We start from the raw sequence: 20563 nt of genomic DNA on the forward strand, positions 1-20563 counted from the left end.
TCTACTCCCGGTCGTTCTGACCAATGACCTGTGGTGCAGGCATATCTATCGAATTGTCCACCAGCGGCAGACGCAAAGTGAAACAGGTGCCCTGGCCGAGGGTGGAATGCACTTCCATCTGGCCTTTGTGGTTGTTGGTGATGATGAAATACGACACCGACAACCCGAGGCCCGTGCCCTGGCCGATTTCCTTGGTGGTGAAGAACGGCTCGAAGGTGCGCTTGCGCACGCTTTCCGGCATGCCGATGCCGTTGTCCTCGACCTGGATTTCCGCCCACGGCGGGTTCAGCCGCGTGCGCAAAATGATGCGCCCCGGCTCGCCGGGATTTTCGCGCTGGTGAATGGCCTGAGCGGCATTCTTCAGCAGGTTGAGCAGCACTTGTTCCAGTTCGTTGGCCGTCGCCGGCACCGGGCCCAGGCCAGGATCGAACTGGCGAATGATGTTCTGGCCCTTGAAGTCAAAACCGATGGTCAGGTCAAAGTCGTTGCTGGCGATTTCCACGGCCTGATCAATCAGTGCCGGCAGATCACAAGGCGCCAACTGGCGGTTGCTGCGTCGGCTAAAGCTGAGCATATGGCTGACGATCTTCGCCGCCCGCGCCCCTGCCGACTGAATGCCATCAAGCAACTGCGGCACTTCGCGCGCGATCAGGTATTGATTGACCGCCGCCAGTTCGGTGCCTTCCTGCTCGGCCTGCGCCAGATTCTTCGGCAAATCGGGCGACAGCCGACGGCGAATGTTCTGCACGTTGTGCATGATCGCACCGAGGGGGTTGTTGATCTCGTGGGCCATGCCGGCGGCAAGTCCGCCCACCGAGAGCATTTTCTCCGACTGAACCATCATTTCCTCCAGCGACAGGCGCTGGGTGATGTCATCGATGCGGATCACCGCGCCACGGCCGGCATCGCCGGTAAGGGGGTAGAAGGTGAGGGCGTAATGGCGCGACTCTTCGCCCTTGACCCAGGTCACGCGCTCGATCTTGGTGACGGTGTGACGCTCGACGGTCTGCTTGATCTGCGGCAAAAACGCCCGCATCGGCGGGAACGCCGAGTAGATGGGCTGGTTGAGCGCTTCGTCCAGTGGAGTGCCGGACAGGGCGCCGGCCTCCTGATTCCACTGGGTGACGTACAGCTGCTCGTCCAGTGCGATCAGCGCCGACGGCATGGAGTCGATGATGCTGTTGAGGTAGTTCTGAAACCCCGTGAGCTTCTTCTCGATCTTGCTGCGCACCTGAACTTCAAGCTCCAGCTTGCGGTTGGTGTGGCGGGTTTCTTCCGCCAGACCCTGCGCCTGATCGTAGGCTTCCTGGGAGTCGTCGCGGGCGCGTCTGAGCTGCTGCTCACGGGCTTCCATGCGCGAGAGCATGGTGTTGAACGCCTCGGCCAGCGAGCCGATTTCGTCCTTGTTACCGGGCGTCGCCCGCAGCGCGTAGTTCTCCTCGCGGGTGACCCGCCGCGACAGGTCTTCAAGCTGATAGATCGGCTCGGTGATAAAGCGCCGAATCTGCCGGGCAACGCCGGCCCAGAGCAGGATGCTGAATATCAGGATGCCGATGCTGGCGGTCAGCGTGCCGGTGTAGAACGCGGTCGGCAATTCGCTGCTGGCGACCAGCAACAGATGCCCCTGGGCTTGCCCGGCTTTGGGAATGGGGATGACCTGAGTGTTGCGAAACTCGGTAATGCGCCAGCTCTCCAGATCCCGATAGTGGTCAGGCATGCGCAGTTTGTCACCTTGCTGCATCTGCGCCAGACGTGTACCGCTGCTGTCGTAGACCGCCGCCGCGCGCAACGGGCCGTAGTTTTTCAGTTCCTTGAGCAGCGCCTGGGCGTTGTAGGTCGAGGACAGGGCTTGCTCGGACAACCCGGGATTGCTGATCAGCCGACCGATCGTTTGCAATGCCTGGGGCGCCATCGCTTCCTGGGAAATGTAATAGGCGGCGCTGATGAAGGTCAGGTTGGCGACCACCAGCACGGTGGTCAGCAACACCAGCAAGGCGGCCAGAAGCTTTTGACCAACCGGGAGGTTTTCGAGGCGCTGGCGCAATGGCATGGGGCAGGTCACCGGAATGAGGAGCGGGCAGGTTAGCGCTGTTCCGCCCCTGAGCAAACCCGTCAGTCGCTGGGCAGGCCCCGGGCGTTGAGGTGTTCGATCAACCGCAAGCGTAGCTGGTTGAGCGTTGGTGCGGCACAATCGAGGGCCGCCGCCGTGGTGCAGACCTGCCCGAGCAGGTAGCGGATCTCGGTGCGACGGCCCTGAGCGACGTCCTGATACATCGAGGAGTAATTCCCGGCGGTGGCGGCAATCACCTGGTGCACTTGCTCCAGCAAACCATCAGCCGCGCCGGGCTGACCGCAGCAGTGCAACACGTGGCCGAGTTCGACGCATAGCGCAGTGACTTCTTCCCCATGAGCCTGCAGCTCGCCGTTGCGGCATTGGTGCAACACGGTCAGTGGGTTGATCGCGCAGTTGAGCGCAAGCTTGCGCCAGAGGCGTTCGGCGATGTCAGCTGTCCACTGATGGGGGATGCCCGCCTGCTTGAGTTCGTCCAGCCAGGCCGGCGCCGTGCCGTGCTGTGTGTCGCCCAGCCAGTTGGAACCCTGTCCGGCGAACACCACGCTCCAGTCTTCATCGCGGTAGGCGCCTTCGGTGCTGGAGACAAAGATGCAGCGTGCACCAGGAATCGACGCGGCCACGGCGTCCTGGCTGCCGAGACCGTTTTGCAGGAGCAACACGTCAGCCTTGTCGGTCAGGCGATGGGCGACGGCTGCAACCGCGCGTTCAGCGTCGTAGGCTTTGCACGCCACCAGCAGGCGCTGGATGGGTTCATCTGCGCTGACCGTCTGCGCCGGGATGGCAAACCTCTGGCGTTGACCGTTTTCGTTGAGCGCCAGACCGGCTTGCGTGTTGTAGGCCGCCAGTCGGGCCTCGTCGCGCACGATCAGCCGCACCGGCAGACCCGCCCGCGCCAGTCGCGTGGCCCAGAGACTGCCCAGACTGCCCGCGCCCAGAACGTGCCAGCACACGGATTTCAAAAGAAATGACGCCCGATGACGAAGATCTCGGTGCGCAAGGAAAACGAAATCAACATCGCAGGCTCACATGAACGTGGGAAAAGTCTCGTTATAATGACCGGGCTTTCATACCGTCAAGTCAGGCGTGCTCCATCCACATGTTGAGCCGCGCCGTATCAATTGGAGAATCTACATGCCCTCGTTCGACGTAGTGTCCGAACTGGATAAACACGAAGTCACGAATGCCGTCGACAACGCCATCAAAGAGCTGGACCGCCGCTACGACCTCAAAGGCAAGGGCAGCTTCGAGTTCACGGAAAAAGACCTGCTGATCAAGATGACCGCTGAAGAAGGTTTTCAGCTGGAAGCGATGATCGAGATCCTCAAACTGGCCCTGGTCAAGCGCAAGATCGATGTGCAGTGCCTGGAACTGAAAGATCCCTTCGCGTCCGGCAAGGTCATGAAGCAGGAAGCCACCCTCAAGGAAGGCATCGACAAGGAGTTGGCGAAGAGGATCGTCGCTCACATCAAAGAGGCCAAGCTCAAGGTTCAGGCCGCGATTCAAGGCGAGCAAGTGCGCGTTACCGGCAAGAAGCGTGATGACTTGCAAGAAGCAATCGCCGCCCTGCGTGGTCATGAATTCGGCATGCCGCTGCAATTCAACAACTTCCGCGACTGATTCCCCCCGCGATTTGCCCTGCGATTTCATGTTGGCACAGGAACCCGAGGGGTTCCTGTGCGTCCGAATGCAGGTCTCGCTGAAATAACGGGCCCACTCGGCACCGTTGCTTCAGCCTTCCATGTCGCGACCCCGAGGAGAAATAGATGGACTTGGATTTAAACGGCCAGGTAGACCATCTGGTGAAAGCGTCTCAGGCCTGGATCCCGATGGTCATGCAATACGGCAGCAAGGTGCTGCTGGCAGTGGTCGTCCTGCTGGTCGGCTGGTGGCTGATCAATAGACTGACTTCCCGCGTGGGAGCGCTGTTGGCGCTGCGTCACGTCGACCTGGCGTTGCAGGGCTTCATCAGCAGCATCACCAACATCATTCTGAAGATCCTGCTGATCGTCAGCGTTGCCTCGATGATCGGGGTTGAAACCACCTCATTCGTCGCTGCGATCGGTGCGGCGGGTCTGGCCATCGGCCTGGCCTTGCAGGGCAGCCTGGCGAACTTCGCTGGCGGCGTGTTGATTCTGCTGTTCCGTCCGTTTCGCATTGGCGACTGGATTGAAGCGCAGGGTGTATCTGGCACCGTGGACGGGATTCAGATCTTCCACACCGTGTTGCGCACCGGTGACAACAAGACGGTGATCCTGCCCAACGGCAACCTGTCCAACGGCATTATCACCAACACCAACCGCCAGCCGACGCGCAAGATCACCTTTGACGTGGGCATCGACTACGACGCTGACCTCAAGCAGGCGCTGCAAGTGTTGATGGACATGGCGGATGATCCGCGCATCTTGCAGGACCCGGCGCCACAGGCGGTGGTCGCGGCACTGGGCGACAGCTCGATTACCGTGTCCCTGCGTGTGTGGACCAAAACCGGTGATTTCGGTGACGTGTCGAACCGCTTCAACGCGGAAATCCGCGACCGCCTGCGCGCGGCCAACATCGACATCCCGTTCCCGCAACGGGTGATTCGTGTGGTGCAGGACGAGCAGCCCGCAAAGGCGTAACGCTCGATCGCAGAAAACAAAAAGCCCCGACTCGTGAGAGTGCGGGGCTTTTTGTTGAGTGGGTCCGCCATGTTTTGCAGGGCCAAGTGTCGCCATCTGATTGATCGGGTCTCGAATGGCTTTGTGGGAGCCGGCTTGCTGGCGAACCGGGTATGTCCCTCACCATTGCGGGTACCTGACCTACCGCGTTCGCCAGCAAGCCGGCTCCTACAGAATGAGGTTCGCCAGCGCCTTATAGAATTGAATCCGCAGGCTTGGCAGGTTCTTCGCTTTCTTCCGCTTCTTCCCGCGCCTCCCGGCGTGCTTCCTGCGCCCAGTGCAGGGCGATCATGAACAGCGTCGGCACGCCCATCAGCGCGGTTGCCAGGAAGAAGTTGTGATACCCCAGCTTTTCCACCATGACCCCGGAATAACCCCCGATCAGACGCGGCAACAGCAGCATGATCGAGCTGAGCAGCGCGTATTGAGTGGCCGAAAACTTGAGGTTGGTCAGGCTCGACAGGTACGCCACGAACGCCGATGTCGCGAGGCCCGAGCTGAAGTTGTCCAGCGAGATCGTGACGATCAGCATTTTCAGGTTCGGGCCCATGTCGGCCAGCATCAGGAACAGCAGGTTGGTGGCCGCCGACGTGATGCCGCCGATGAACAGGATCGGCAGAATGCCGAAACGCACGATCGCCAGGCCGCCAAACGCCGCGCCGGCCAGCGTCATCACCAGGCCGAAGATCTTGCTGACGCTGGCAATCTGATCCTTGGTGAAACCCTGGTCGATGTAGAACACGTTCGCCATCACGCCCATGACCGTGTCGGACATCCGATACGTCGCAATCAGGCCCAACAGCAGAAAGGCCTGCCAGCGATAACGCAGGATGAAGTCGTTGATCGGCGTCAGCACCGGCGCCAGACCGCGGCGGCCCATGGACGACAGGCAGGCCACGGTGAGCAGTGTGTAGAGAATCGCGCGCAGGAAAGCGCGGTCTTCCATCAGCAGGTCTTTCCAGGTCGTCCCCTGAAACAGCACGCTGGCGAAATCGGTGTTGTACAGCTGGGTGAACATGGCCGGCACCGAGACCAGCAGAATGATCAGCACGAACACCGAGGCCAGTTGATGGGCGAAGCCGTAGCGTACGGCTGACAGCTGGGTACGGATCGGCACGGACGGCTCACGCATGATCAGGCTGGTGATCAGCGCCGGCACCATGAGCAGGCCGAACAGCACGTACGTGCCGGCCCAGGCCGAGTGTTTGTAGGCGAAGCCGGTCGAACCGAAGCCTTCGGCGAAGTACAACGCGCCGGCAGTGGCGAGGAGGGCGGCGACGCGATAGCCGGCCATGTAGCTGGCGGCGAGGGTCGCTTGCTGGCTGTCGCTGGCGATTTCCAGGCGGTAAGCGTCGATGGCGATGTCTTGGGTCGCGGATGAAAACGCGACCAGCACCGCAATCGCAATCAACCACGACAGATGCTGCTGCGGATCACAGAACCCCATGCCGATCAGGCCCAGGGTCACCAGCGATTGCGAAAGCACCAGCCATGAGCGACGTCGGCCGAGCCGGCCCAACAACGGCAGGCTCCATTGATCGAGCAGCGGCGACCAGACCCACTTAAAGGCATAGGCCAGACCGATCAGGCTGGCGTAGCCAATGGTTTCACGCGCGACGCCGGCTTCACGCAGCCAGACTGAAAGCGTTGAGAACACCAACATGTAGGGCATGCCCGCGGCAAAGCCGAGCAACAGGAGCACAAACGTGGAGGGGCTGGCATATGCGGCGAGCGCGGCGCGCCAGGTTTTGCGGGGCATGGGCTGGAATCTGCCTCAGGTTACGTAAACAAAGCGCGCACTCTAACCGTTGTGCTCTGTCGGGCGCCAGCCATGACGCTGCATATCCACACGATTGTTACGGATGGTCACGCCCTCGGCTCGCAGACGGGCGCGTTGCTCCTCCCCGGACAGGGTTTCAGGCGCCAGGCTGATGCGCCCGCCGGCACCAATCACCCGGTGCCAGGGCAGGGTGCTGCCGTCCGGCAACTGGCTCAAGGCTCTGCCAACGAAGCGCGCCGCTCGTCCCAAACCGGCCAGCTCGGCCAGTTGCCCATAACTGACCACTTTGCCTTCCGGTACTTGATGCAACGTAAGGTATAACGCCGTGCGACGTGCCTCTGCAGGTGAGAGACCGGCAGGGTCGTCGTGCGCGGAAGATTGTTCGATCACGCTTTCGTTCCTGTAAAAGGGATGAACGGGAATTTTCGATAAGGAACTAGGGAAACTTCCTACTGTCAGTGATACCTGTGTCGGCGGTCTGCCGATTGCCCAGACGTTGTCCATCCGGATAATGCCCGATTTTCCTCGAACCAGAGCCTTGTCGTTGCTTATGTTGTCCAGAACCCTGTTGTGCGTTGCTATTGCCAGTGCTTCTACCCCATTGCTCGCCGACACCGTCTGGTTGAAAAACGGTGACAAGATGACGGGGACCATCAAGTTCTTCGACGGCGGCAAGCTGCTGATCAACACCAAATATGCAGGCGACGTCCCGCTGGACTGGAAGGAAATCAAGACGCTGGAAAGTGATCAGCACCTTCTGGTGAAGCAGGACGCCACCACCGGCGAAGTGTCCAAGTCGCTGCAGCCGGCCGAAGACGGCAAGGTCACGCTGGCCAACGGCGATGCGCCGAAGACGATTGAGCTGGCGAGCATCCAGCAGATCATCAAGCCCAAGCCTGTGGTCACCGATCTGGTCTGGAAGGGCAACGTCGATGCTGCACTGGACTTCCAGCGCGCCGAGAACGACACCGATGATTACAACATCGCCTTCAAGACCTCCGCGACCCATGGCCAGTGGCGCCACAACGCCAAGGGCGAGTACAACCGCGAGTCCCAGGACAGCCTGACCACCACCAATAACTGGGACGCCGAATACTCGGTCGACCGGTTCTTCACGGACAAGTGGTTCTGGGACGGTCGTATCACCTACAAGCGCGACACCATCGAAGACCTGGCCCGTCAGCGCACTGTCGGTACCGGTCCGGGCTACCAGTTCTGGGATGACGAACTGGGCGCGTTCAAGATTGGCGCGCTGCTTAACCGCACCGATTTCGAATATTCCAACGGCGAGAAGGACAACTTCTATTCCGTGTCCGGCACCTGGGACTACAACCGCTACCTGATCGGCAAGAAAGTCGAGTTCTTCACCAACGGCGAAGTCGGCAAGCCTATCAGTGGCGTGGCTGACTACAGCCTTGAGACGGAAGTGGGCCTGCGTTACAAAGTCACCGAATGGGCGTCCCTCAATCTCAAGGCCGAGAAGGACATCATCAGCGGCTCTGACAACGGCGACCTGGACAAGACCCGCTACACCGCCGGCTTTGGTGTTTCCTGGTAAGAGCCGTCTTATCAGCACTTGAGCGTGCGCAGATCATTCCCTGATCTGCGCACGCCGGCTGGCTTCCGTTTTAACGCATTATCTTTTACGCGAACCCTCCGCAAAATCGTCACCCCCGCTCAATCTGGCACCTTCCGACGATAACGATTATCGTGTGGCATGCGTCGCCGTCTGCTGCTTCGCGTCCCTCGATGCCTTCGTTTTACTGTTCAGGAGCACCACATGAGCGCCAGCGCCAACCGGCAAGCACGAGCCTTGCTGCTTAAGGAATACCGTGGCGTGTTGTCGACCCATTCCAAGTCGATGCCCGGCTACCCGTTTGGCTCGGTGGTGCCTTATTGCCTGGACGACCAGGGCCGTCCGCTGATCCTCATCAGCCGCATCGCGCAACACACCCACAACCTGCAACTCGACGCCAAATGCTCTTTGCTGGTGGGCGAGCGCGGCGCCGAAGATGTGCAGGCAGTCGGTCGCGTCACACTGATGGCCGAGGCCGAGAAGATCAGCGACGCGGCCCGGGTAGACGCCGCCGCTCAGCGCTACTACCGCTATTTCCCGGAATCTGAGAGTTACCACAGCGCCCATGATTTTGATTTCTGGGTGCTGAAACCGGTGCGCTATCGCTTTATCGGCGGCTTTGGGGCGATTCACTGGCTGGACGACGCGGCGCTGGCGAATCCATTTGCCGGGTCGGCGGAGATCAGCATGGTCGAGCACATGAACGCTGACCACGCCAAAGCCATTGCCCACTACGTCGAACTGGCCGGTTTGCCAAAGACCGAGCCTGCTACGCTGGTGGGCATCGACAGCGAGGGCATGCACTTGCGCGTGGGTCAAAGTCTGCACTGGTTAGCCTTCGCTGAGCCCTGTAATACGCCGACACACGTCCGCCAGGCCTTGGTGCAACTGGCTCACGCTGAAAAATGGCCCGCACGTGAACACGCCGAGGCTTGAATTAACGACTTTGCGACTTCACGTAAGGTCTACTGGAAGCCTTCTTCCGTTTAGGAACTCACTTTGATGCGCGTTTTTCTTCTGCTTTTATTGCTTTTTCCGGTGCTCGAGCTGTTCGTGCTGGTGAAAGTCGGGATGTCGATCGGCTTCCTGCCGACCTTCCTGCTCGTCGTTGCCGGGTCGATGCTCGGTGTTTTCGTGGTGCGGATTGCCGGCGTGGCCACCGCGCTGAGTGCCCGGCAGAGTCTGGCCCGTGGCGAACTCCCGGCGCAGCAGATGCTCGACGGTTTGATGATGACCATCGGCGGTGGTTTGCTCGTGCTGCCTGGTTTTATCAGTGACGTGCTGGGCCTGCTGTTCCTGATGCCGTTTACCCGCCGCCTGATCGTCGGCAAGGTGCGCAACCGCGCCGAAGCCCAGGCCGCGCGCCAGCGTGCGTTTGCCGAGAACATGCATGCGGCGAATTCGGCGGGTTCCATGCACCCCGGTGCTGCCCGTCCTGAAGCACGCCGCCCTGAGGTCATCGAGGGTGAAGTTATCGAGGGCGAATTCGAGCCACTGGATAAAAAGTGATTCAACGCCACCACGACACGGCACCTGCGGGTGCCGTGTCTGTTTTCGCGACCCCACTTCCTTCAAAAAATTTCTGGGGTCAGCCTTGAATTCGGCTTGCTCGCCCTTATGTATGGGTCACCGCAAGGTTTCTGGCGCGTTTCGTCAGACCGTATTCTGCGGTTCGCTCGCGAACCGTAACCGGCAAGCCCGGATGTTTTAACCCGCCGGTGTTCGCACCGGGCGTTTAAAAACCATAATTAGGAGATCGACAATGAAGCTTCGTCCTCTGCATGACCGCGTCGTAATCCGTCGCAGCGAAGAAGAAACAAAAACTGCTGGCGGTATCGTGCTGCCTGGTTCGGCTGCTGAAAAACCTAACCGTGGCGAAATCCTCGCTGTCGGCAACGGTCGCATCCTGGACAACGGTGAAGTACGCGCGCTGGCCGTGAAAGTGGGTGACAAAGTGGTGTTCGGCCCTTACTCCGGCAGCAACACTGTGAAAGTAGACGGCGAAGACCTGCTGGTGATGAGCGAGAACGAAATTCTCGCGGTCGTCGAAGGCTGAGTTGATACCCCATTTCCCGTTACTACAAAAGTATTTAAGGAATAACGATCATGGCTGCTAAAGAAGTTAAATTCGGCGATGCTGGCCGTAAAAAAATGCTGGCTGGTGTCAACGTCCTGGCCGACGCAGTAAAAGCAACCCTGGGCCCAAAAGGCCGTAACGTCATCATCGAAAAAAGCTTCGGCGCTCCGCTGATCACCAAAGACGGTGTGTCGGTCGCCAAAGAGATCGAGCTGAAAGACCGTTTTGAAAACATGGGCGCGCAGCTGGTCAAAGACGTTGCTTCCCGTGCGAACGATGACGCTGGCGACGGTACCACCACCGCCACCGTTCTGGCTCAAGCCATCGTCAACGAAGGCCTGAAAGCCGTCGCTGCCGGCATGAACCCGATGGACCTGAAGCGCGGCATCGACAAGGCGACCATCGCCATTGTTGCCGAGCTGAAGAAGCTGTCCAAGCCGTGCACCGACACCAAGGCAATTGCCCAGGTCGGCACCATCTCGGCCAACTCGGACAATTCCATCGGCGACATCATTGCCGAAGCCATGGAAAAAGTGACCAAAGACGGCGTTATCACCGTTGAAGAAGGTTCGGGTCTGGAGAACGAGCTGTCTGTTGTTGAAGGCATGCAGTTTGACCGTGGCTACCTGTCCCCGTACTTCATCAACAAGCCGGACACCATGGTTGCCGAGCTGGACAGCCCGCTGCTGCTGCTGGTTGACAAGAAGATCTCCAACATCCGCGAAATGCTGCCCGTTCTGGAAGCCGTTGCGAAAGCTGGCCGTCCTTTGCTGATCGTGGCAGAAGACGTTGAAGGCGAAGCGCTGGCGACTCTGGTCGTGAACAACATGCGCGGTATCGTGAAAGTTGCAGCGGTCAAGGCCCCTGGCTTCGGCGACCGTCGCAAGGCCATGCTGCAGGACATCGCCGTTCTGACTGGCGGTACCGTTATCTCGGAAGAGATCGGCCTGAGCCTGGAAACCGCTACCCTGGAACACCTGGGTAATGCCAAGCGCGTTATCTTGAACAAAGAAAACACCACGATCATCGACGGTGCTGGCGTTCGTGCCGACATCGACGGTCGTATCGCGCAGATCCGTCAGCAGATCGGCGACACGTCTTCGGACTACGACAAAGAAAAACTGCAAGAGCGTCTGGCCAAGTTGTCGGGCGGCGTTGCAGTGATCAAGGTCGGTGCTGGTTCCGAAGTTGAGATGAAAGAGAAGAAAGCCCGCGTTGAAGACGCCCTGCACGCAACCCGTGCAGCCGTTGAAGAAGGCGTGGTGCCTGGCGGTGGCGTTGCTCTGGTTCGTTCGCTGCAGGCGATCTCCGAACTGCGTGGCGACAACGCTGATCAGGACGTCGGTATCGCTCTGCTGCGTCGTGCGGTTGAAGCGCCTCTGCGTCAGATCGTGGCGAACTCGGGCGACGAGCCTAGCGTTGTGGTCGACAAGGTCAAGCAGGGTACTGGTAACTACGGTTACAACGCCGCGAGCGGCGAGTACGGCGATATGATCGAGATGGGTATTCTCGATCCGGCCAAGGTGACGCGTTCTGCTCTGCAGGCTGCTTCGTCGATCGCCAGTCTGATGATCACCACTGAGGCGATGATCGCTGATGTGGCTGATGAGAAGGCTGCTGGTGGCGGTATGCCTGATATGGGCGGCATGGGTGGTATGGGCGGCATGATGTAAGCCAGCCGTACCCCGATGTAGAAAAAACCCCGCTTAGGCGGGGTTTTTTTATGGGCGCGGTTTGGGTCTTGTGTCTCTTCAAATCCATTACCCGTGGCGCCGCTGATTCACCTTTCCGCCCTTACGGCGGGTCACTTTTTCCAAGAGCCGAAAAAGTAACCAAAAAGGCCCTGCTCCTGGTTTGGCCCCTCCTGCGTCGGGGTTCCTTCACTCCGGTCTCGCTCCGTGGGCCCGCGCCGAACGGGCATCCATGCCCTGACGGCGCTCTCGCCGCATCCATGCGGCTCGGCCCACTGCGCGAGACCTGCGTTCAGCCTGCACCCAAGTCGCGTTTTGTGTCGTCTGGGCTTTTTGTGTACGAAGATCAAAAGCGCGTTTAAGCAGATCAAAGGCAGATGCACATCAACGGCTTCACGGCTAAAGCCGGTCTCAGTGAGTGAATGCATTCCTCTGTAGGAGCCGGCTTGCTGGCGAATGCAACGCGTCAGGCCACACTTTCGTGGCTGACCCACCGCGTTCGCCAGCAAGCCGGCTCCTACATATTGGCCGTGCCCGGATGAGAGCGATCTGGATCGTGCCCACGCTCTGCGTGGGCATGCATCCCGTGACGCTCTGCGTCACTTTGGAAGCGATTACCCTGAAACCACTTCTCCATTCACCGCCACGTCCTTCTTCTTCGCCGGCCGGTACAGCACGAAGTAATACGCCCCCAGACAAAGCAGCCAGCAGAACACCGCTGTCCAGATGTTGTGGGAGAAGAAGTGCGCCCCTTGAAGCATTCGGCCGATGGAGAAGACGGTGCCCAGGCCCGCCGCGAAGATCAGGCCTGCTTTGGCCAGGCGGGGTTTGCGGTCGCGGAAGACGAAGAACAGGGCGAACAAGGTGAAGCCCGTCGCGGCATGACCGCCGGGCCAGCAGCGGCCGGGTTTGTCGGTTTGCGGGCGGGGGCTGAGGAGTTCGCTGTAGGTTTCCTGGCCGCCGAATTCTTTCAGGCTCCACGGGCATTGCACCGATGTCACGACTTTTACCGGCGTGACGAAGCTGGTGGACAACGCCATCGACAGCACCATGCAGCCCAGTTCACGTTTCCAGGGCTTCAGCACGCTGACAAAGAACGAGGCGATGAAGCTGACGAAGGACAGCACGCCGATGGCGATGACGGCCTGTTTGGCGCGGTCGTGCAGCACGTCCTCAAGAAAGAAGCTGTGCCGCCCGATGAACTCGCCCGCCACCGGGTCATAGGCCAGTTTGGCGATGTCCATGTCCAGCGAGGTCAATTCCAGCAATATCAGGACCAGGGCGGTCACGGCCGGGATGCCAAGGTAAATCCAGAAATTGATCGGGCGTGAGGCGGGCCGTGCGAGTGCGTGTGACATGGCAAATCCCGTGTAGTGGGCGAGGGAGAGCGGGGAGTATACAGAGCCGGAGCGGTGCGAAGTCTGAGCAGAACGCTGTCGCGGCGCCGTGAACCGCGAGTGAAAAAAACGTTATGCACGTCGGTGCTGGCCCTTGAGCGCGCATCGCCGTAAGCTGCCGCCAACTCTGACCTTGTTGAGCGGCATCTCGCGCCGTGTCCCGGGTCTCGCCACGCCGCATAGGGAGAAACACGCCATGAGAATTCTGCTGGTTGAAGACAACCGCGACATTCTGGCAAACCTCGCCGATTACCTCGGCTTGAAGGGTTACACGGTCGATTGCGCGCAAGACGGTCTGTCTGGCCTGCACCTGGCGGCCACCGAGCATTACGACTTGATCGTGCTCGATATCATGCTGCCCGGCATCGACGGCTACACCCTGTGCAAGCGCCTGCGTGAAGACGCGCGTCGCGACACGCCGGTGATCATGCTCACGGCCCGAGACCAGCTTGACGACCGGCTGCAAGGGTTTCGCTCCGGTGCGGACGACTACCTGCTCAAGCCGTTCGCGCTGTCGGAACTGGCGGCGCGCATCGAGGCTGTATTGCGTCGTGCCCAAGGCGGCGGGCGGCGTACCCTGCAGGTGGCCGATCTGATCTACGACCTGGATACCCTTGAAGTGACCCGCGAAGGGCGTCTGCTCAAACTTAACCCGGTTGGCCTTAAGTTGCTCGCGGTATTGATGCAGAAGAGCCCTCACGTGCTGCGTCGTGAAGTCCTGGAAGAAGCGCTGTGGGGCGATGATTGCCCGGACAGCGATAGCTTGCGCAGCCATGTTCACCAATTGCGTCAGGTGATCGACAAGCCGTTCGCCAAGCCGCTGTTGCAGACCGTCCACGGTGTCGGATACCGCCTCGCCGAGGGGCGTGATGGAGTTTAAGCAGAGCCTCGCCCAACGAATCATCATCGCCTTCGCCCTGATGAGTGCGTTGGTTGCCGGGTGCTTCGCCATGGGCATTGTCGCGACGGTGCACCTGGTCGAAGAAAAGCTGATTTCGGCCGGATTGGGCGGCGACCTGACGCGTCTGCTGCTGATGGACAGCGTCAACGACTGGAACCATCGCCCGGAACCGGATCAGCTGTTTTACTTCAGCGGCGGCCCGGGGGATTTCGAGCTGCCGAAGGATCTGCGTCATCTGGAGCCGGGCTTTCACGAAGTCTTTCGCGGGCCGTTGTCCTATCACGCCATGGTTGAGATCGTCGACGGTCGCCACTACGTCCTGCTCCAGGATCAAAGCGATTTCGAAGAGCGTGAGCGCGTGCTGTTCGCCGTCGTGCTGGTGGGTTTTGTCCTGGCCCTGGCGCTGGCGGTCTTTCTCGGCTGGATACTGGCGCGTCGGGTGATGGCGCCGGTGGTGCGCCTGGCGCGGCAGGTGCGTCATCGCGATCAGTTGCTCGGCCTCGCGCCGCCCCTGGCCCCTGATTACGCCGCTGACGAAGTGGGTGAGCTGGCCGTGGCCTTCGACGCCACACTGGGCCGTCTGCGTGATGCCCTGAACCGCGAACGGATGTTCACCAGCGACGTCAGCCACGAGCTGCGCACGCCCTTGATGGTACTGGCGAGCTCCTGTGAGCTGCTGCTGGAAAACCCGGCGCTGGACCAGCGCGCACGGGCCCAGGTCGAACGCGTGGCGCGGGCGTGCGAGGAGATGCGCGATCTGGTGCAAACCTTCCTGATGCTGGCCCGCACTCAACGGGACGATCTTGCCCTGCATCCGCAACTGACGCTGCAAGGTGCCGCCCAACAGCTGATCAGCCTGTGGCGCGAACCGATCGAACGCAAAGGGCTGACCCTGGAATACCTGCCCGGCGAGCCATCCGAAACTGCCTACAACGCCACCTTTCTCTATGCCGTGATGGGCAACTTGCTGCGCAACGCGTTGCACTACACCGACACCGGCTTTATCCGCCTGACGCTGCGTGAAGGCGGGTTCATGGTTGAGGATTCCGGCGTGGGTATCCCGGAAGAAAAACGTGAGGCGATGTTTCAGCCGTTCGTGCGCGGCACCGAGCAACGGGGCGAAGGTTTGGGCCTGGGACTGTCGTTGGTGCAGCGAATCTGCGAAAACCAGGGGTGGTCGGTGAGCCTGGACACCATGGAGCCCAACGGCTGTAGATTCAGCGTGGACATGGGGTTGCGGCCTGCCAGGGAGCCAATTCGGTTGCCGTCGACGAATGTATCCCCTGTGTAAAAGTGCTGAAGTTCATCGGGATATGGCCGTATGCTGGCCCTAAGTCCTTGAAAAATCTCGTAACATAACTTCACTTTTTCGTACGTTTTTTTCACATTCATGTGACCTGAGCGTGACGGTCCGCTGCCTAGTTTGGCCATCTCAATTCAGGAGATGCAGTCATGAGCAAGCGGATCGAGCTGGATTTTTCACGTAAATACGACGACGAACACGCTAAAAGGTATTTGCGCAAACACAACGATGGATTGGCCAGACGCTTGTCGGATCGCCGGGATAAACAACTGGCTCGACGCGCGCTGGCGTTGGCGGGCGAACCGGGTCTGGTGCTGGACCTGCCCTGTGGCGCCGGACGTTTCTGGCCGGTGCTGGCCGAGAAAGCCAACCGGGTGATCATCGGGGCGGACAACTCGGCATCGATGGTCAAGATTGCCTGCGAGTCGCAACCTGCCGAGGTCGTCAAGCGGGTCCAGCCGTTGCAGACATCGGCGTTTGCCATCGAGATGCCGGACAACGCCGTCGACAGCATCTTCTGTATGCGCTTGATGCACCACATCGGCAAGCCGGAAGACCGCGCCGTGCTGCTGAAGGAGTTTCATCGGGTGAGCCGGGACAGCGTGATCGTGTCGCTGTGGGTGGATGGCAATTTCAAGGCCTGGAAGCGACGCCGCGCCGAAGGGTCGCGACCCAAACATGATTACCAGAACCGCTTCGTGCTGCCGGTTGCGACCGTTGAAGCCGAATTTGAACAGGCAGGGTTTCGGATTCAGGAGCGCCTGGATTTCCTGCCGATGTACGCCATGTGGCGTGTGTATCTATTACGTAAGAGGTAAGAACAGGATGGCCGTGGATTTCGCAACAGAGTTAGCCGTTCCTGCCAAGGACCGCTTCGCCTATTTCTGGAACACGCGAGGCGAATGGGTGGAAGAGCCCAACGTGCGCCGTGGCGGTGAAAGTGGCGTGCAGCGTGTCGTCTCGGAAAACGGTCGGCTGCTGTATGTGAAGCGCCAGACCGGCCATATCTATCGCAGCTGGCTGCACCCGTTTGGCCGTCCGACCGTGCTGCGTGAGCGCGATGCCCTCGAAGGCCTCCGTCAGCTCGACGTCAATGTGCCGCGCATGGTGTTCTGCGGTGCCGAGCGCGATGAGAACAACGAATGGCGCGCATTGCTGGTCACGGCGTCGCTGGACGGTTTCGACGAATTCGAAAACTGGCTGCGTGCCGGCGGTCGCGAGCAGCACGGCGAAGCGGTCTACGAGCAGATGCTGCAGGAAATCGCCGGCAATCTGGCCCGTATGCACAAGGGTCGCTGGCAGCACAGCTGCATTTACATCAAGCACGTCTTTGTTCGCGTTGTGGGCGAGGGTGCCAATGCCAAGGCTGAAGTCGCGCTGCTCGATCTCGAGAAATGCCGCCAGCGCCTCACCTCCTATGCCGCCGCACAGCACGACATGAAACAGCTGCGTCGCCACTCGTCGTTTCAGCCAGCAGACTGGACCAAGCTGGTCTACTTTTACGAGACCGCGTTTGGCAGGCCCATCAAAGGTTTACAGCGATGAAGTTAGAAATGGCGCGAGGTTTGTTTTTGGTCGGGGCATTGGGAGTGACGTCCATCGCTTTGGCCGCCTGGGATCAGCCCGGGCCGAAGATTTTGAGCGCGGTGCATGGCGAAGGCCATTGCCCGCTGCCTCGGGTGGCCAGGATGTCTGACACGGCCCGGCCCGATCATGATCTGCTCCTGTTGATGTTCGGCCTGGCCCAGGGGAGTGGACCGCAAGGCTGATTTCTTTCTGCTGCATTGACCAAAAGGCCCCGAAAAATCGGGGCCTTTTTTGTTGCTGCCGGAAGTGTCAGTGCTTGGCGCGCCTCCTGTACTCAGGGCATCGGCTTGATGGGATCTATCGGCTTGATGTGATCTGTCGGCGTGATGTGATCTGTAGGAGCCGGCTTGCTGGCGAACCGGTTACGACAAACGCCGACGATGTATCTGGACGGTCGCGTTCGCCAGCAAGCCGGCTCCTACAGATCTGTGTCAGGCTTCGGCATTCGTGGCGGCAATCGCGTTGCCATCGGCATCAGGCCGCGCCTCATCGCGCCTAGCCAGCAGCGTATACACGCACGGCAGCACAAACAGCGTGAACAACGTCCCCACCGACATGCCCGTGGCAATCACCAATCCGATGTCGAACCGGCTGACTGCGCCCGCGCCCGTCGCGAGAATCAGCGGCACCATGCCGAACACCATCGCGGCGGTGGTCATCAACACGGGACGCAAGCGTATCGCCGCTGCCTCTTCGACCGCTTCCCGCGCAGTCAGGCCCTTGTCGCGGCGTAGCTGATTGGCGAATTCGACGATCAGAATGCCGTGCTTGCTGATCAGCCCGATCAACGTGACCAGACCCACCTGCGTGTAGATATTCAGCGACGAGATGCCGAGGAACAGCGGAATCAGCGCGCCGCAGATCGACAACGGCACTGTCACCAGAATCACCAGCGGATCGCGGAAGCTCTCGAACTGCGCGGCCAGCACCAGAAAGATGATCGCCAGGGCCAGGCCGAACGTCACCCACAGCGCATTGCCTTCCTGCACGTACTGGCGGGAAGCGCCGGCGTAATCATAGGCAAAACCCGGCGGCGACTCTTCGATGGCGATCTGTTTCACCAACTCAATCGCCTCAGCCTGGCTCACCAGCGGGAAGCCGGAAATGATCGCCGAGTTGAGCTGCTGGAACTGGTTGAGCTGCCGGGGCCTGGCCCGATCGCTGACAGTGATCAGCGTCGACAACGGCAGCATCTTGCCGTCGGCGTTCTTGACGTAGTAATTCGAGAGCCAGGCCGGGTTGTCGCGGTAGGCCCGCTCAACCTGCGCGATGACCTTGTAACTGCGCCCGTCGATGGTGAAACGGTTGATTTCCGCCTCGCCGAGGAGCGTCGCCAGACTGCCGCCAAGGTCCTGCATTGACACGCCCATCTGCGCGGCTTTGGCGCGGTCGATGTCGACCACCACCTCCGGTTTGTCGAAGGCCAGGTCAACGTCCAGAAACGCGAACTTGCCCGATTCGGCGGCGCGTTTTTTGATGCGATCTGTCACCTCCAGCAGCGCGGCGTAGTCGCCCGGTGTATTGATCACGAACTGAAACGGCAGGCCCTCACCGGTGCCGGGCAACGACGGCAGGTTGAAGCCGAACACCTGCAGCCCGGTGATGCCATTGAGCTTGGCCTGCACCTCGGGCAGTAACTCCATTTGCGTGCGGCTGCGCTCATCCCATGGCTTGAGCAGGAACCCGCCGACGCCTGTCTGCACCCCATTGAAACCGTTGATCTGGAACGAGGAGTAGTACTCCGGGAACGCTTTGAAAATGCTGATGAATTGGTCAGTGTATTTATTCATGTAATCGAGGTTGGTCGGCTGCGGCGCAGTGGCCATCATGAAGATGATGCCCTGGTCCTCGTCCGGCGCCAGTTGCGATTGGCTCAGCTTGAGAAACACCGGAATCAGGCACAGCACCAGCACCGCAAACACGATGACCACCGGCCGCGTATTCAGCGTGCCATGGAGGACGCGCTGATAACGGCCTTTCAGGCTCTCGAAGGCGTGATCGAGCTTGTGCGCCAGGCCGCTGGGATTCTCTTCCCGGCGCAGGAGCACGGCGCACATCATCGGCGACAGGGTCAGCGCAACGATCCCGGAAATCACCACCGCACCGGCCAGCGTCAGCGCGAATTCCTTGAACAGCGCGCCGGTCAGTCCCTCCAGAAAACCGATGGGTGCATACACCGCTGCCAGCGTGATCGTCATCGACACCACCGGCATGGCGATCTCGCGAGCACCCTCGATCGCAGCATTGAACGGCGTCTTGCCTTCCTCGATGTGCCGGTGAATGTTCTCCACCACCACGATGGCGTCGTCCACCACCAGCCCGATGGCCAGCACCATCGCCAGCAGCGTCAGCAAATTGATCGAATAGCCCATCAACTGCATGAAGAACAGCACGCCGATCATCGACAGCGGGATGGTGATCACCGGGATCAGCACCGAACGCAGGGCGCCCAGGAACAGGAACACCACGACGATAACGATAAGCACCGCTTCGATCAGGGTTTTCACCACTTCATGGATCGAGGCCTGAATGAACAGCGTGGCGTCATAGGCGATGGACGCCTTGAGGCTCGGCGGTAACTGGGCTTCCAGCTCTGGCAGGATGCGCCGCACTTCCTTGATCACGTCCAGCGGATTCGAGCTGGGCGTGCCCTTGATGCCGATGTACACCGACGGCGTGCCGTCGAACGAGCTGACCGTGTCGTAGTTCTCGGCGCCCATTTCCACCCGCGCCACATCGCCCAGCAGCACGCGGCTGTCGCCCACGGTCTTGAGCGGGATGGCCGCGAAGGTCTCGGGGGATTTCAGGTCGGTGCTGGCGTTGACGCTGGTGACCACGTACTCGCCCTTCACCTCGCCCGCCGCGGACAGGAAGTTGTACTTGCGCACGGCTTCGGTGACGTCGTTGGCGGTCAGGCCGAAACCGGCGAGCTTCACCGGATCGAGCCACAGGCGCATGGCGAATACCTGATTGCCCAGAATCTCCGCTTCGGCCATGCCCGGCAGCGTCGCCAGCTTCGGCTGAATGACCCGGGACAGGTAATCGGTGATCTGCGGGTTGCTTAGCTCGGCGCTGTAGAAGCTGATGTACATCAGCGCCGACGCGTCAGCGGCTTCCTTGCTCAGCACCGGGTCTTCGGCGTCCTGGGGCAGCTTGTTCTTGACCTCGTTGGCCTTGGCCAGCAGCTCGGTGTAGAGACGGTCACTGTTGGAGCCGATGCGCGCATAAATGGAAATGACCGAGAAGTTCTGCCGGCTGACCGAGGTCATGTAGTCGATGCCCTCGGCGCTCGCCAGACTCTGCTGCAGGGGCTGAGTGATGTAGCCCTGAATGGTTTCGGCGTTGGCGCCGGGGTACGCCGTGGTCACCGTGATCAGGGCGTTTTCCATCTGCGGATACTGGCGGATGGTCAGCTTGCTGAACGCCTGAAAACCCAGCAGCACGATCAGCAGGCTGATCACGCTGGCGAGCACCGGGCGACGGATGAACGGGTCTGTAAAGGCCATGATCGATTCCTTGA

At 60.3% G+C, this 20563-nt stretch carries 18 protein-coding genes; 12 read left to right on the plus strand and 6 right to left on the minus strand.

Annotated elements, in window-relative coordinates:
• Position 1: 1 nt before the first annotated feature.
• Positions 2–2050 carry a sensor histidine kinase gene (locus tag EC919_RS06310; protein ID WP_133772235.1) on the minus strand — a complete coding sequence of 683 codons (2049 nt, stop codon included), beginning with the start codon at positions 2048–2050 and terminating at the stop codon, positions 2–4.
• A gap of 62 nt (positions 2051–2112) precedes the next feature.
• Positions 2113–3033 (minus strand): putative 2-dehydropantoate 2-reductase, encoded by a 921-nt coding sequence (locus EC919_RS06315; RefSeq protein ID WP_243842209.1) that lies wholly within the window; start codon positions 3031–3033, stop codon positions 2113–2115.
• A gap of 172 nt (positions 3034–3205) precedes the next feature.
• On the opposite strand from EC919_RS06315, the gene EC919_RS06320 reads away from it, so the two are divergent.
• Positions 3206–3691, plus strand: coding sequence for a YajQ family cyclic di-GMP-binding protein (locus tag EC919_RS06320; RefSeq protein WP_133772237.1), 486 nt, complete (start codon positions 3206–3208; stop codon positions 3689–3691).
• A gap of 152 nt (positions 3692–3843) precedes the next feature.
• Positions 3844–4692, plus strand: coding sequence for a mechanosensitive ion channel family protein (locus EC919_RS06325; RefSeq protein WP_133772600.1), 849 nt, complete (start codon positions 3844–3846; stop codon positions 4690–4692).
• 232 nt (positions 4693–4924) lie between these two features.
• Here EC919_RS06325 and EC919_RS06330 read toward each other — a convergent pair whose 3' ends face one another.
• Both EC919_RS06330 and EC919_RS06335 read right to left on the minus strand, forming a co-directional pair.
• Positions 4925–6490 carry an AmpG family muropeptide MFS transporter gene (locus EC919_RS06330; protein ID WP_133772239.1) on the minus strand — a complete coding sequence of 522 codons (1566 nt, stop codon included), beginning with the start codon at positions 6488–6490 and terminating at the stop codon, positions 4925–4927.
• 42 nt (positions 6491–6532) lie between these two features.
• Positions 6533–6901 carry an MGMT family protein gene (locus EC919_RS06335; protein ID WP_243842210.1) on the minus strand — a complete coding sequence of 123 codons (369 nt, stop codon included), beginning with the start codon at positions 6899–6901 and terminating at the stop codon, positions 6533–6535.
• Positions 6902–7061: 160 nt separating this feature from the next.
• On the opposite strand from EC919_RS06335, the gene EC919_RS06340 reads away from it, so the two are divergent.
• The 5 genes from EC919_RS06340 to groL all read left to right on the plus strand — a co-directional run bounded on the left by EC919_RS06340 (position 7062) and on the right by groL (position 11837).
• Entirely contained in the window at positions 7062–8069 is a 1008-nt protein-coding gene (locus EC919_RS06340) for a DUF481 domain-containing protein (RefSeq protein WP_133772602.1), read from the plus strand.
• Between the two features lie 222 nt (positions 8070–8291).
• Positions 8292–9023 carry a HugZ family protein gene (locus EC919_RS06345; protein ID WP_133772242.1) on the plus strand — a complete coding sequence of 244 codons (732 nt, stop codon included), beginning with the start codon at positions 8292–8294 and terminating at the stop codon, positions 9021–9023.
• Positions 9024–9089: 66 nt separating this feature from the next.
• A complete protein-coding gene (locus EC919_RS06350; protein WP_133772244.1) occupies positions 9090–9596 on the plus strand; it encodes an FxsA family protein in 507 nt (168 codons plus the stop codon).
• A 253-nt stretch (positions 9597–9849) separates the two neighbouring features.
• Positions 9850–10143: a co-chaperone GroES gene (locus EC919_RS06355; protein WP_037014630.1), complete on the plus strand. Its 294-nt coding sequence runs from the start codon at positions 9850–9852 to the stop codon at positions 10141–10143.
• A gap of 50 nt (positions 10144–10193) precedes the next feature.
• Positions 10194–11837: a chaperonin GroEL gene (gene groL, locus EC919_RS06360; protein ID WP_133772246.1), complete on the plus strand. Its 1644-nt coding sequence runs from the start codon at positions 10194–10196 to the stop codon at positions 11835–11837.
• A gap of 632 nt (positions 11838–12469) precedes the next feature.
• Here groL and EC919_RS06365 read toward each other — a convergent pair.
• Entirely contained in the window at positions 12470–13213 is a 744-nt protein-coding gene (locus EC919_RS06365; RefSeq protein ID WP_133772248.1) for a phosphatase PAP2 family protein, read from the minus strand.
• Positions 13214–13448: 235 nt separating this feature from the next.
• On the opposite strand from EC919_RS06365, the gene colR reads away from it, so the two are divergent.
• From colR to EC919_RS27350, 5 genes are all read left to right on the plus strand, one after another.
• Positions 13449–14132, plus strand: a complete 684-nt coding sequence (gene colR / locus EC919_RS06370) for a two-component system response regulator ColR (protein WP_037014624.1) — start codon at positions 13449–13451, stop codon at positions 14130–14132.
• Positions 14122–15444 (plus strand): sensor histidine kinase, encoded by a 1323-nt coding sequence (locus EC919_RS06375; protein WP_133772250.1) that lies wholly within the window; start codon positions 14122–14124, stop codon positions 15442–15444. Before colR ends, EC919_RS06375 begins: the two co-directional genes overlap by 11 nt.
• Before the next feature lie 161 nt (positions 15445–15605).
• A complete protein-coding gene (locus EC919_RS06380; protein ID WP_133772252.1) occupies positions 15606–16274 on the plus strand; it encodes a class I SAM-dependent methyltransferase in 669 nt (222 codons plus the stop codon).
• A 7-nt stretch (positions 16275–16281) separates the two neighbouring features.
• Entirely contained in the window at positions 16282–17001 is a 720-nt protein-coding gene (locus tag EC919_RS06385) for a lipopolysaccharide kinase InaA family protein (protein WP_133772254.1), read from the plus strand.
• Positions 16998–17225: a hypothetical protein gene (locus tag EC919_RS27350; protein ID WP_133772256.1), complete on the plus strand. Its 228-nt coding sequence runs from the start codon at positions 16998–17000 to the stop codon at positions 17223–17225. Before EC919_RS06385 ends, EC919_RS27350 begins: the two co-directional genes overlap by 4 nt.
• Positions 17226–17474: 249 nt before the next feature.
• Here EC919_RS27350 and EC919_RS06395 read toward each other — a convergent pair whose 3' ends face one another.
• A complete protein-coding gene (locus tag EC919_RS06395; RefSeq protein ID WP_133772258.1) occupies positions 17475–20549 on the minus strand; it encodes a multidrug efflux RND transporter permease subunit in 3075 nt (1024 codons plus the stop codon).
• Between the last annotated feature and the right edge of the window lie 14 nt (positions 20550–20563).

This window comes from Pseudomonas graminis, from assembly GCF_004364335.1.
In the GTDB taxonomy this organism is placed as follows: Bacteria; Pseudomonadota; Gammaproteobacteria; order Pseudomonadales; family Pseudomonadaceae; genus Aquipseudomonas; species Aquipseudomonas graminis_D.